The sequence below is a fragment of the Sinomonas atrocyanea genome (assembly GCF_001577305.1).
Taxonomy (GTDB): domain Bacteria; phylum Actinomycetota; class Actinomycetes; order Actinomycetales; family Micrococcaceae; genus Sinomonas; species Sinomonas atrocyanea.
In genome coordinates, this window is sequence record NZ_CP014518.1 from 3958452 (window position 1) to 3970685 (window position 12234).

Here is a 12234-nt window from a genome sequence, read left to right on the forward strand (position 1 = left end):
CGACCTTCGACGGCGGCGGCTCGCCCACCCGGGCGGGCCGCCGCCGTCGTGCGTGGCGGGCAGTAGCCACGGGCTAACAACATTGGGTGCATATTGGACAACTTTCGGGCTAGGATGTGGGCGTGACGCCCCACGAGACTGAGCTGACCGCAGAGACCCAGACCGCCCTCGAGCGCGCCGACGCCGCCCACCGCCACGAGGCGCTCTTCTCCGAACGAGCGCACAACATCAGGCAGTCGGCGGTGCGGGACGTGTTCGACATCTCGATCCGCCCGGGCCTCGTCTCCCTCGCGGGCGGCTCCCCCAGCCTGACCCGGCTTCCGCTCGGCCTCGTCGCCGAGACCGCGCAGCGCGTCATCATGGACCACGGCATGGAGGCGCTGCACTACGGCGGCGGCAAGGGCACGCTCGCACTGCGGGAGCTGATCTGCGAGATCATGGCCGAGGAGGGCATCCTCGGCGCCTCGCCCGAGGACGTCGTGGTGACCACGGGCTCCCAGTCGGCGCAGGACATCGCGGCGAAGGTGTTCTGCAATCCCGGCGACGTGGTCCTCGCCGAGGACCCCACGTACGTGGGAGCGCTCAACACCTTCGAGGCGTACCAGGTCCGCGTCGAGCCCGTCGGGATGGACGAGGACGGGCTCGTCCCCGAGCTCCTCGAGGCGCGCATCGCCGAGCTCGAGGCCGCCGGGGCCACCATCAAGCTCCTGTACACGATCCCCAGCTTCAACAACCCCTCGGGCATCACCCTGGCGGCCGAGCGGCGCCAGCAGATCGTGGACATCTGCCGCGAGCACAACATCCTGGTCCTCGAGGACAACCCGTACGGCATGCTCCGCTTCGACGGGAAGCCGCTGGCCCCGCTGCGCGCCGACAACCCGGACGACGTCATCTACTGCGGCTCGTTCTCCAAGATCTTCTCCCCCGGCGTGCGGCTCGGCTGGGCCCTCGTCCCCAAGCACCTCTACCGGCGCTTCTACCTCGCCGCCGAGGCGGTGGTGCTGTGCCCGTCCATGCTCAACCAGATGCTCGTCACCGAGTTCTTCCACTCCTTCGACTGGCGCGCGTACCTCGCCGAGTCGCGCGCCGTCTATGCCGAGCGGTGCGCCGCCATGCTGCACGCGCTCGGAGAGCACTTCCCGGCCGAGGCGACGTGGACGACGCCGAGCGGCGGCTTCTTCGTCTGGGTCACCCTCCCCGACGGGATCGACACGTATCCCCTGCTCCATGAGTCGATCGAGGCGGGAGTGGTCTTCATTCCGGGCGCCGCCTTCACGCCGTCCGATGCGCCGAGCTCGAAGCTGCGCCTCGCCTTCTCCGGCGTGGCGCCCGAGCAGATCCGCGAGGGCGTGCGGCGCCTGGCCCCGGTGGTGCGGGCGGCGGTCGAGGCGAACGCGCGTTATGCCCCGGCCGCCCCGGCCGCTCCGGGACGGGACTAGCCGCCGATCGCCCGGAGGGCGTTCACCTGGCCCTTGCCGTAGAACCCGTTGGCTCCCGCGCCGCCCTGGCACACCTGCGGGGCGCCGCCGTCGATCGCGGGGAACGGCGCGTAGACCGACATGTCCGCCGGACAGGCGATCGGGTCAGCGGAGTTGGCGATCCTCGCCGCGACGGTTCCGGGGTTCGTCACGCCCGAGCTGACAATGAGCGCTGCGAGCCCTGCCACATGAGGCGAGGCCATCGAGGTCCCCTGGAGGTAGCAGTAGGTCGCACCCGAGGCGTCGACCACCGGGCGGAGGCAGCTGCCCATGAGGTCCTTCGGCCACGTCGACAGCACACGGCCGTTCGGAGCGGCGGCCGTGCGCTGCAGGATGGAGTCGCCGCCCGGCGCCGCGACGCCGACGACTCCGACACCGTAGTTCGAGAAGAACGACTTGAGGCCCAGGTTGCCGGTGGCCGAGACCGTCACGACGCCGGGGACCTCGGCGGGCACCACGGCGCAGGCGTTGGTGATGTCCCGCGTCACGGGCGTGGTGTCGTCCGGGCTGGTGGCGTCCTGGGTCGGATGGGCGAGGTCGTCGGACTGGTTGTCCGCGGCTGCGACCACCGTGACCCCCTGCTGCTGGGCGTAGCGGATGGCGCGCCGCTCGGCCTCCCAGATCGCCCTCTGGCCCGGATCGTTCTTGCAGTTGAAGAGCCAGGGGTCGGCGAAGTAGCTGTTGTTCGTGACCTGGATGCCGTGGTCGGCGGCCCACATGAAGGCACAGACGATCGCTTCCGGGTAGAAGAGGCCGGCCGCGTTGCCGGCCTTGATGCCCGCGAGCTTCACGTTCGGGGCCATGCCGACGATGCCGATGCCGTTCTTGGCCGCCGCGAGGGTCCCGGCCGTGTGCGTCCCGTGGCCGTTGTCATCCATCCACGTGCTCGGTGCCGTGTCTGCGACCCCGCCCACGCACGAGGCCGAGCGCGAGAAATCGACATTCGGCGCGAGGTCCGGATGCGACCAGTCGAGCCCGGTGTCGATGTCCCCGACCACCACCGAGGGGCTGCCGCCGTTGACCTCCCGCGCCTCGGGGGCCTGGATCTGGTCCATGTCCCACTGCAGGGCCGAGAGGCTGTCCCCGCCCGGCGCCGGGGCCGGAGGAGCAGCCGGGCCTGGCGCAGCGCCGGCGGCGTCGGTCTGGAGCGCCACGCCGAACGCGGACGTTCCGGCAGCCGCGTCGACGCTCGGGTCTGCCGCCCGGAGCCTCGCGGGGAAGTCCGACGCCGCCGAGCTCACCACCGCGACGCCGATGGCAGCGTAGTCCCCCACGAGGGTGCCGCCGGCCGACGCGATCGCGCTGAGGGACGTGCCGGCGGCCTTCCCTCCTGATCTGTAGAGCACGAGGTAGTTCTGGACGGCCTGCGCCTGCTGCGCAGCGGAAGCCGTGGTCGCCGCGCTCGCGGCGCCTGCGGCGGGGGAAGTGCCCGCGGCGAGGGCGGCGGGGACAGCTCCCGCCACCGAGAGCCCCACCGCGAGGCCCGTGCAGGCCAGAGGCCGTGCGAAGGTACGTGATCGCATCGTGTGCCTTTCGTCCCGCTGGAACGCCTGGGTGCGGGGCGCTTCAGCCTGAACCTCCGACCCGAAGACTAGTGATGCGGCTCATGCCAGAAAAGAGTCTGCTGCCACTGGCGCGGGTGCTCCTGTCATGTGCCTGTCATGTGCGCTCATAGACCCAGGGCAGGCGCGAGATCGTGAGCCGGTGCCGCCCGCTCCCGGCCGCTGCCGGGTCCCCGTATTGCGCGTCGCCGGCCCACAGGACGGCCTCGATCCTCCCGTCGGCGTCCAGGAGCTGGTAGCTCGCGAAGTGGGCCGCCGGACGGGGAGCGCTTCCCAGGGCGTCCTCGACCGAGCCGGCGCCGGCCAGGCCGTGCAGCGTGAGCCACGTCGGCGGGAACAGCACCATCTCCCCCGCCGCGTGCCGCTCGAGGGCCACGGCCGGGCGGAGCCAGGCGGAGTCCACGTGCTCGTCGGCGCTCAGCAGCATCTCCCCGCCCGGGTCGCGGGCCAGGAAGAACCATGTGGTGAGCCGCTTGGGAGCGCGGGCCGGGGGCACCCAGCGGGAGAGCTCCACGAGGTGCGACTCGGCCAGGAGCAGCCCGGTCTCCTCCCGGGTCTCCCGCACCGCGGCCCGGCGCACGGCGGCGGGGGCGGCCGAGAAGGCCTCGTCGTGCACGGCGTGCTCCTCGGGATCGTCGGGGTGGGAGTCCTCGGGGTCGACGCGGCCGCCGGGGAACGCCCAGGCGCCGCCGAAGGACCCGGCCACGGGCCTCTCGAGGAGCAGGACCTCCAGCCCCGCCTCCGCGTCCCGCACCACGACGACGGTGGCCGCACGCCCCACGATCGGTGATTCCATACCGACACTGTAGGCGCATGATGGGGCAGTACCTCCTCACGTCTGAGCACGACTGAACGGAAGGCAGCATCATGGGCAGAGTCGTCGTCATCGGTGCCACCGGGCACATCGGGTCCTACCTCGTGCCGCGGCTCGTGCGCGCGGGCCACGAGGTCGTCGCCGTGAGCCGGGGAAGCCGGCAGCCGTATTTCGAGGCCGCCGAGTGGGCCTCCGTGGAGCGTGTCGCCGCAGACAGGGACGCCGAGGAGGCGGCCGGCACCTTCGGTTACCGGATCGCCGGGCTCGAGCCCGACGCGGTGGTGGACCTCCTCTGCTTCACCCCCGAATCGGCGCGGCACCTCGTCGACGCGCTGCGGCCCGCGAAGCCACTCCTGCTGCACTGCGGGACCATCTGGGTCCACGGCCGCGCGCTCCGCGTCCCCGTCACGGAGGACGAGCCCCGCACGCCGTTCGGCCCGTACGGGACGGGCAAGGCGCGCATCGAGGAGCTGCTGCACCGCGAGACACGCACGGGCGGGGTCCCCGCCGTCGTGCTCCACCCCGGCCACATCACCGGCCCGGGCTGGCCGGTCATCACGCCCGCGGGCAACCTCGATCCCGAGGTGTGGCGGCGCCTCGCCACCGGCGAGCCGCAGGCGCTGCCGGACCGCGGCCTGGGCGTGCTGCACCACGTCCACGCCGACGATGTGGCGCAGGCCTTCGAGCTGGCGCTCACGAGGCCGGCCGCGGTCGGCTCGAGCTTCCACGTGGTGTCCGCCCAGGCCATGACCCTGCGGGGACTCGCCGCGGGCGCGGCCGCGTGGTTCGGCCGCGAGCCCGTGCTCGAGTTCGTGGATCCCGAGGAGTTCGAGCGCCGGTACGGGCCCGAGCACGCCCGGGCCACGCACGAGCACACCGAGCGGAGCATCGCAGCGGGCATCGGGCGTGCCCGCGAGGTCCTCGGCTACTCGCCCCGCTACTCCTCGCTCGAGGCGCTCCGCGAGTCACTGCGGTGGCTCGTGGACCACGGCCAGGTCGACGTGGGCGGCCAGGCGTTCTGAGCACGTCCGCGGGCCACCCCACGGGGCCGCTGCTCCGTGGGGTGGCCCGTGGCGGCGTCAGAGGTTCGGTTGGCCCGCCGGGCGCCCCTCTGCAGGGAGGTCGATGGCCTCGAACTCGAACTCGTCCTCCTCGACGGCGGCGGCGATGTCCTCCGGCTTCATGGCCAGGCCGATGGCGTAGTAGAAGATCAGCAGCGCGAAGGCGACCACGAAGGCGATGTCCACCCATTCGGGCAGGATGCTGAGCGATCCCTTGCCGTAGCGCCCGAGGAGCCCGAGGACCACGAGCCCGATGAGCCAGGGCCAGATCCACGAGGCCGCGCGCCAGTCGAGGTCCCGGCGCGTCTTGAGGGTCTTGGAGCGGTGCAGGGCGATCTCGAAGATGATCCGCCCGAGGAGGACCGCGGTGAGGATCTTCCAGGTCGACTCGAACCCGGACCAGTAGATGATGAGGTTGGCGGCGATGAACCCGAACGGCATGAGCACCTTGGGCCAGGGCAGGCGGTACGGGTGCTCCCGGCCGGCGTGCTGGCGCATGAGCGCTGCGAGGGAGACCGGGGCGAAGGCGTACATGATGGCCGTGGCATCGGTCACGAGGCCCACGAGGGCCTGCCAGCTCGGGAACGGCAGGAGGGCGATGAGGCCCACGCCGAACGCCAGCAGGATCGATCCCCACGGCACTCCGCGCTTGCTGACAGCGGTGAGCCACGGCGGCAGCGCATCGTCCTCGCCGAGGGCGTAGGAGATGCGGGCCGACGTGCCGATGTACACGAGGCCGGTGCCGAACGGGGAGACGACGGCGTCGATCAGCAGGACGATCGCGAGCCAGCCCGCGCCGGCCGCGAGGGCCAGGTCGTAGTACGGCCCGAAGGCGCCGGCGCCGAGCGGCTTGTCCCAGTTCGTGAGGATGTTGGCGGGATCCACGGCGCCGATGAAGGCCACCTCGAGCAGGATGTACACCACGGCCCCGATGGCCATGGCGGTGATGATGGCCTTCGCGACGTCCTTCTTGGGGTCCCGGGCCTCACCGGCCATCTGCGCGGCCTGCTCGAAGCCCTGGAGGGCGAAGACCACCCCGAGCGGAAGGGCTGCGAAGATGCCGTGGAACCCGTTCGGGGCGAAGCCGCCGCCGGCCGAGAAGTTGCCGGGGTGGAACAGGAGGGCCGTGATGACGACAACCGTGAGGATCGGCACCGCCGTCTTCCAGATGACCACGCCGATGTTGCTGTCCGAGAGCCATTTGGCGCCCATGAGGTTGACCATGGTGAACAGCAGCAGCGAGATGGCGGCGATGACGAGCCCGAGCGGCGTCAGCGTCTGGTCGGCGTTGACGAGGTCGATGTTGTTGTCCTTGAGCCACGGTGCGCTCTCGAGGTAGGTGATGGCTCCTTCAACCTCGATGGGGGCGATCGTGACGGCCTGCAGGTAGCCGACCCAGCCCGCGGTGAAGCCCGCGAGGGCGCCGAACGCGTAGTGCGGGTAGCGCGCGGTGCCTCCGGCCACGGGGTACGCGGCGCCGAGGTCGGCGTGGATGAGGGCGAGGACCGCGAGCATGATCGCGGCCAGGACCCACGAGATGATCGAGGCGGGCCCCGCTGACTTCGCGGCGCCGAGGGCACCCAGGAGCCAGCCCGATCCGATGATCGAGCCCAGGGAAACGAACATGAGGCCCCAGAACCCCATGACCCTCTTGAGCGGTCGGCCTTGCCGAACTCCGGACACGGCGTCGTTTGCCATATGTAGTGAGTACTTTCGTTGCACGGTGCGTCCAACGGACCGAAGTCCGCCCCCGATGACCCCACGACAATAGACTGTGACGCAGCTCTCAGCAAACCCAGAGGGCGGCTGATCTGCCGGTGTCTGGGATCCCGGGCACTAGTAGCCGGCGGCGGCGTCCACGAGGCCCTCGAGCTCGCGGCCGGCCGAGTACCGGCGCAGGTTCTCGGAAAAGCGCTCGCCGAGCAGTGGACGGATCATCTCCAGGGTGTCCGCGGCGTGCGGGGTGATGAGCGCATGCGGCTCGTCCCACAGCGGGTGGCCGTCGGGCAGGGGCTCGGGGTCCGTGACGTCGAGCGCGGCGCCGGCGATCGTCCCGGACCGCAGCGCCGAGACCACCGCGTCCGTGTCGACGAGTCCGCCGCGGGCGATGTTCACCAGGACCGCCGTGGGCTTCATGAGCGCCAGCTCGGGCGCTCCGATCAGCTTGGAGGTATCCGCCGTGAGGGCGGCGGCGACCACTACGACGTCGGCCTCCGGCAGCAGCTCGGCGAGGTGGGCCGGCGTCGTCGTGCTCCTGGCCCCCGGGACCGAGGCGCGGGTGCGGCGCACGACGTCCACCTCCATGTCGAACACCTTCAAGAGGCGCAGGATCTCCAGGCCCACGCCGCCGGCGCCGATCACGAGGGCCCGCATCCCGTGCAGGGACGTCCCGGTGGCCGGGCCCCAGGAGCGGGCGCGGGCGCGCTCGGGCAGGTGGCGCAGGAGCGCGAGCGAGAGGGCGAGGGCGTGCTCGGCGACGGGCTTGGCGTAGGCGCCCTTGGCGCTGGTCCACACCTTCTCGGGGTGCGCGGCGAGCGCGTGCGCGTAGGCCTCGATCCCGGCGGAGGGCAGCTGGACCCAGCGGATCGACGGCGTCGCGTCGAGCACCGCGAGCAGCTCCCGCTTCGGGTTGCCGTGGTCGAGGACGAGGACCTCGGGCTCCCCGTCGAGCCCGACCAGGGACGCCCCTCCCGCCTCGATCGCCTCGGTCATGAACGGCAGCGGCTCGCCGTGCACGGCAACGCGGACGGGCGCGGACGGGGTCTTCGTGGTCATGGGGCCACCCTATCGGCGCCTACGATCGAGGCGTGCACCGCTTCGCGATCGTCCTGCCCCTGGCGCCCATGGCCATCGGCGAGCGCTACGCGGTGCGGGACTGGCCCCTGCACATCACCGTGATGCCCGTGTTCACGACCTGGGCGAGCGCGGCGCAGCTCGCAGCGGACATGGGCGCCGTGGCCGCCCGGACTGCCCCCATCACGGCCGTCGCGGGGCCCGGGGAGCTCTTCGGGCCGCGGCACGACACCCCGGTGGCCCTCGTGGACTCCCCCGAGGTCCGGGCCCTGCACCGCGACCTCGTCGGGGCACTGGAGATCCACGTGCCCACGTTCCGCCGCCCCGACTTCGCCGGCGACGGCTACCGCGCCCACATCACGGCGACCCGGCGCGGCGCCGCCGAGGAGGGCCAGCCACTGCGCCTGACCCAGCTCGCGCTCGTCGACATGGAGCCCGAGCCCGGCCAGGGGCGGCCGCTGGTGGTCGCCGTCGCCGGGCTCGCCCAGCTGGGGCGCGGCGCCTGAGCGGCGCCCCGCTCCCCTACTCCGCCGCCTGCAGGAGTCCCTGGGCGGCGCGCTCGGCCGTCGAACGGAAGACCTCGGTGGCCTGCTGCGCCGCGGGGCTGAGGCGGCGGCCCGCAAGCTGGGCCAGGAGGATCCTCCGGGCGGGCGAATGCTCGATCGGCACGATCGCGACGTCGGGGCGCAGCGCACTGAGCGCGAGCCGGGGGCCAAGGCTATGCCGATGCCCGCGGCGACCATGCCCTGGGTCTCGTTGTAGTCGTTCGCGGCCAGGGCGATGCGGGGCTCGAAGCCCGCGCCGCGGCAGACGCGCCTGAGGACATCCGCCACCGGGTGCTCGTCGCGGACCACCCATTCCTGGTCCCGCAGCCGGCCCATGCGCACCGGGCCGCCGCGGGCGAGGGCGTGCTCGCGGGGCACCAGGAGCACGGTGGGGTCGTCGAGCAGCGGCGTGATGGCCAGCTCCTCGTCCTTGATGCGCTCCCAGGGGTAGTCCCACAGGAGGGTCAGCTCGATGTCACGGCGCTTGAGCCGCTCGATGAGCCCGTCCCGCCGGGCGCTGGCCACCGTGACGGCGACCCCGGGGTGGCGCGCGCGGAAGGCCAGGACCACGTCCGGCATGAGCGAGGCGCCGACCGTGGGGAACGTCCCCAGCCGCAGCTGGCCGCGCCGCAGGCCCGCGAACTCCCCCATTTCGGCGTGCGCCGCCTCGATCGTCCTGTCGATCTCGTCCGCATAGCGCAGCAGCGCGGTGCCTGCCTCGGTGAGGACCACGCCCCGCGGGTGCCGCTCCACGAGCGCCACCCCCATCTCGCGCTCGAGCTTGGAGATCTGCTGGGAGACCGCGGAGGTGGTGAAGGACAGGGCCGCCGCGGCGGACGTGAGGGAGCCCAGGCGGCCCACTTCCCGCAGGAGATGGAGGCGCCGCAGGTCGAGATCGGCCATGCGTGGAGTTTAGCAAAAGTAGAGGGACGTCTACTTTTCAGCGATTGTGCTGAAGCATCGCTGCCCTGATCGTAGAAGGAGCAGGCGCTGTGAGGCGCACCACCGAAGGATGAAGGAGAGGACCGTGCAACTCCGCGGTCATTGGTATCGAGGCGGCACGAGCAAGTGCTGGCTCTTCGACGCCCAGGACGTGGCCCGGCATGCCCACACCCCCCAGGAGGTGCTGCGCCTGCTGGCCGACGCGTTCGGGGCGGCGGACGCCCGGCAGCTCGACGGCGTCGGCGGCGGGACCTCGACCACGTCGAAGGCCGCCATCATCACCGCGACCCCCGAGGGACCGTCGGACCTCGACTACCTGTTCGCGCAGATCGGGATCGGCGATCCCACCGTCGAGCTGGGCTCCAACTGCGGCAACTGCGCCACCGCCATCGCGCTCTACGCCGTCCAGTCCGGCATCGTCGCCGCACAGGAGGGCACCACCCGGGTCCGGATGCGCAACGTCAACACCGGTGCGGTGCTGACCGGGACGATCGCGACGCCGGGCCGCCGCGTGCCGACCTCCGGCCGGGCCACGGTGCCCGGCAGCAGCGCGCCCGGGGTGCCCGTGAGTCTGTCCTTCCACTCGCCCTGGGGCGGGACCACCGGCAGCGTGCTGCCGACCGGCAGGCCGGCCGACGCGCTCGCCGTGGGGAGGACCACGCTGAACGTGACCATGGTGGACGCGGGCGCCCCCGCGGCCCTCATCCACGCCGACGACCTGGGGATCGACCTGTCCTCCATGGGCGCCAGCCTCGCCGGGAATCTGCCCCAGCTCATCGCCGCGCGTGCCGCCGCCGGCCTGGCGATGGGCCTGAGGACGCCGGAGGACCCGCCGCAGAACGCGATCCCGAAGATCGGAGTGGTGGCCCCCGCTGCGGACTACACCGCCGCCGACGGCACGCTCGTCTCGGCCGAGAGCCACGACCTGCGCGTGCGCATGCTCTCGATGCTCGCTCCGCACCCGGCCATCGGCCTGACCTCCGCGGTCGCGGTCTCCCTCGCAGCCGCCGTGCCCGGATCGGTGGTGGCCGACGCGCTGCCCCCGGGCCACACCGGGCAGCTGCTGCGCCTCGGCACCCCTGCCGGAGTCATCACCACCGAGGTCGTCACCGACTCCTCAGGCGCCGTCACCGAAGTCGCCCTCCACCGGGCCGCGCGCCAGCTCGCTGTCGCGGACATCGACGTCGCACACTCCAGGGCCAAGACGGCCTGATCCCCACCCCCCCCGGCCCCGCCCTGAGCAGCGGGACCCCCCATCCAGGAAGTTGTTCAATGAAGATCAAGTCCATCCTCGGACACCTCTATGTCCAAGTCCTCGTCGGCGTCGCGCTCGGCATCCTCGTCGGGGCACTCTGGCCCAACCTGGGCTCCTCGCTCCAGCCGCTCGGCGACGGCTTCGTCAAGCTGGTGAAGTTCCTGATCGCCCCGATCGTCTTCTGCACGATCGTCAGCGGAATCACGTCCCTGACGGACGCCAAGAAGGTCGGCCCGACCCTGCTGCGCTCGCTCGGGCTCTTCTACGTCCTCACCGCCCTGGCCCTCGCCCTCGGCCTCGGCGCGGTCCTCCTCTTCCAGCCCGGGGCCGGGATGCACATCGATCCGGCCCACCTCAACGCCTCCGTCGCGTCGAAGTACACCAGCCAGCTGCCCAGCAGCAACCCGGCCGACTTCCTGCTGAACATCATCCCCGCCACGCTCGTGGGGGCCTTCGCCAACGGCGAGGTCCTGCCCGTGCTCCTGGTCGCCCTCCTCTGCGGGTTCGCCTTCACCAAGCTCGGCGCCCCCGGCAAGCTCGCTCTCGACGTCGTCAACAGCTTCAACAAGCTCCTGTTCGTCGTGTTCGGCTACATCATGAAGGTCGCCCCGATCGGCGCCTTCGGTGCCATGGCCTTCACCGTCGGCAAGTACGGCGCGCACTCCATCGGCAACCTGGGGATGCTCATCCTGGCCTTCTACGCGGCCTGCATCGCCCTCGTGGTCATCGGCCTGGGCATCCTCGCCAAGATCACCGGCTTCAGCCTGTGGCGGCTCCTGCGCTACTTCAAGGACGAGTTCCTCATCGTCCTCGCCACGTCCTCGAGCGAGCCCGTGCTGCCGCGCCTGCTCTCCAAGCTCGAGCGGATCGGCTGCGAGCGCGGCGTGGTGGGCCTCGTCGTCCCCACCGGCTACTCCTTCAACCTCACCGGCACCGCCGTCTACCTCACGCTCGCCTCGATGTTCATCGCCCAGGCCTGCGACATCCACCTCAGCTGGGGCCAGATCCTCCTCATGCTCGGCATGATGCTGCTGACCTCCAAGGGCGCGGCCGGGGTCAGCGGCAGCGGCTTCGTGGCCCTCGTTGCCACCCTCACCGTCATGCCCACGCTCCCGGTTGCAGGGGTCGCGCTGATCGTCGGGATCGACCGGTTCATGAGCGAGGCGCGCGCCCTCACCAGCACGGCCTGCAACATCGTCTCCTGCATCGCCGTCGCCCGCTGGGAGAAGGCCCTGGACACGGACGTGCTGCAGGCCGAGCTCAGCTCCGGCTTCGTCCCCACCGAGAACGAGAAGCAGGCGCTCGCCGCCGCCGTCCCCGCCCACTGACCCAGAGAAGGCCTCCCGGCGCCGGCTCGCGCAGCTCGCAACACGCACCCCGAAAGTCGGGGGAGCCGGCGCCGGGACACCACGCACCACAGCACGAAGGACGAAGGACGAACCCATGGCACCCACCGCGCTCGCCGCGATCGAGACCGACGCGATCGGCACGGCCGAGGAAGAGGTCTGCACCGGCGCCCCGCAGGCGGGCGGGTGCATCTACTGCTCGGGCCCCGAAACCGACTGACGACGCGCCTCGGCTGCGCGACCTCCAGCGCTACGCAGCGTCGGGGCCCGAGGCCCGCCGGTGGACCTCGTACTCCTCGAACTCGATGATGCGCCGCTCGCCCGCCGGCGACTCCGCCCAGAAGAGGCCCATGCTCGGGTGGATCTCCAGCACGCGGCCGCCAAAGTGCCACACGCCGCCCACCCTGGCCTCGATGTCCATCCCGGGCCTGAGCTCCC

General features: G+C 71.8%; 11 protein-coding genes and 1 pseudogene. 6 read left to right on the forward strand and 6 right to left on the reverse strand.

The window, feature by feature from the left end:
• The first annotated feature begins 122 nt into the window (after window positions 1-122).
• The gene (locus SA2016_RS18170) at window positions 123-1439 is read left to right on the forward strand and encodes an aminotransferase-like domain-containing protein (RefSeq protein WP_229710802.1); all 1317 of its coding nucleotides are present in this window, start codon (window positions 123-125) and stop codon (window positions 1437-1439) included.
• Here the strand turns inward: SA2016_RS18170 and SA2016_RS18175 are convergent.
• Window positions 1436-3001: a S8 family serine peptidase gene (locus SA2016_RS18175; protein WP_084249629.1), complete on the reverse strand. Its 1566-nt coding sequence runs from the start codon at window positions 2999-3001 to the stop codon at window positions 1436-1438. The genes SA2016_RS18170 and SA2016_RS18175 overlap by 4 nt on opposite strands.
• Before the next feature lie 136 nt (window positions 3002-3137).
• Window positions 3138-3836 carry an NUDIX hydrolase gene (locus SA2016_RS18180; protein ID WP_066500872.1) on the reverse strand — a complete coding sequence of 233 codons (699 nt, stop codon included), beginning with the start codon at window positions 3834-3836 and terminating at the stop codon, window positions 3138-3140.
• A 71-nt stretch (window positions 3837-3907) separates the two neighbouring features.
• Between SA2016_RS18180 and SA2016_RS18185 the strand changes: the two genes are divergently transcribed.
• Entirely contained in the window at window positions 3908-4876 is a 969-nt protein-coding gene (locus tag SA2016_RS18185; protein WP_066500879.1) for an NAD-dependent epimerase/dehydratase family protein, read from the forward strand.
• 57 nt (window positions 4877-4933) lie between these two features.
• Here SA2016_RS18185 and SA2016_RS18190 read toward each other — a convergent pair whose 3' ends face one another.
• Window positions 4934-6613, reverse strand: a complete 1680-nt coding sequence (locus SA2016_RS18190; protein ID WP_066500880.1) for an APC family permease — start codon at window positions 6611-6613, stop codon at window positions 4934-4936.
• Between the two features lie 138 nt (window positions 6614-6751).
• The gene (locus SA2016_RS18195; protein ID WP_229710803.1) at window positions 6752-7690 is read right to left on the reverse strand and encodes an NAD(P)-dependent oxidoreductase; all 939 of its coding nucleotides are present in this window, start codon (window positions 7688-7690) and stop codon (window positions 6752-6754) included.
• A gap of 122 nt (window positions 7691-7812) precedes the next feature.
• Here SA2016_RS18195 and SA2016_RS22675 point away from each other — a divergent pair, with 122 nt between their 5' ends.
• A complete protein-coding gene (locus SA2016_RS22675) occupies window positions 7813-8214 on the forward strand; it encodes a hypothetical protein (protein ID WP_371326668.1) in 402 nt (133 codons plus the stop codon).
• Window positions 8215-8469: 255 nt separating this feature from the next.
• Here SA2016_RS22675 and SA2016_RS22680 read toward each other — a convergent pair.
• A pseudogene (locus tag SA2016_RS22680) lies at window positions 8470-9156 on the reverse strand (LysR family transcriptional regulator); the annotation flags it as partial.
• 124 nt (window positions 9157-9280) lie between these two features.
• Between SA2016_RS22680 and SA2016_RS18210 the strand changes: the two are divergent.
• The 3 genes from SA2016_RS18210 to SA2016_RS22370 all read left to right on the forward strand — a co-directional run bounded on the left by SA2016_RS18210 (window position 9281) and on the right by SA2016_RS22370 (window position 12016).
• Entirely contained in the window at window positions 9281-10408 is a 1128-nt protein-coding gene (locus SA2016_RS18210) for a PrpF domain-containing protein (RefSeq protein WP_066502827.1), read from the forward strand.
• Between the two features lie 59 nt (window positions 10409-10467).
• Entirely contained in the window at window positions 10468-11778 is a 1311-nt protein-coding gene (gene dctA, locus SA2016_RS18215) for a C4-dicarboxylate transporter DctA (RefSeq protein WP_066500887.1), read from the forward strand.
• A gap of 115 nt (window positions 11779-11893) precedes the next feature.
• Entirely contained in the window at window positions 11894-12016 is a 123-nt protein-coding gene (locus tag SA2016_RS22370) for a hypothetical protein (protein WP_257125794.1), read from the forward strand.
• Between the two features lie 30 nt (window positions 12017-12046).
• Here SA2016_RS22370 and SA2016_RS21580 read toward each other — a convergent pair whose 3' ends face one another.
• Window positions 12047-12217, reverse strand: coding sequence for a hypothetical protein (locus SA2016_RS21580; RefSeq protein ID WP_157089149.1), 171 nt, complete (start codon window positions 12215-12217; stop codon window positions 12047-12049).
• Between the last annotated feature and the right edge of the window lie 17 nt (window positions 12218-12234).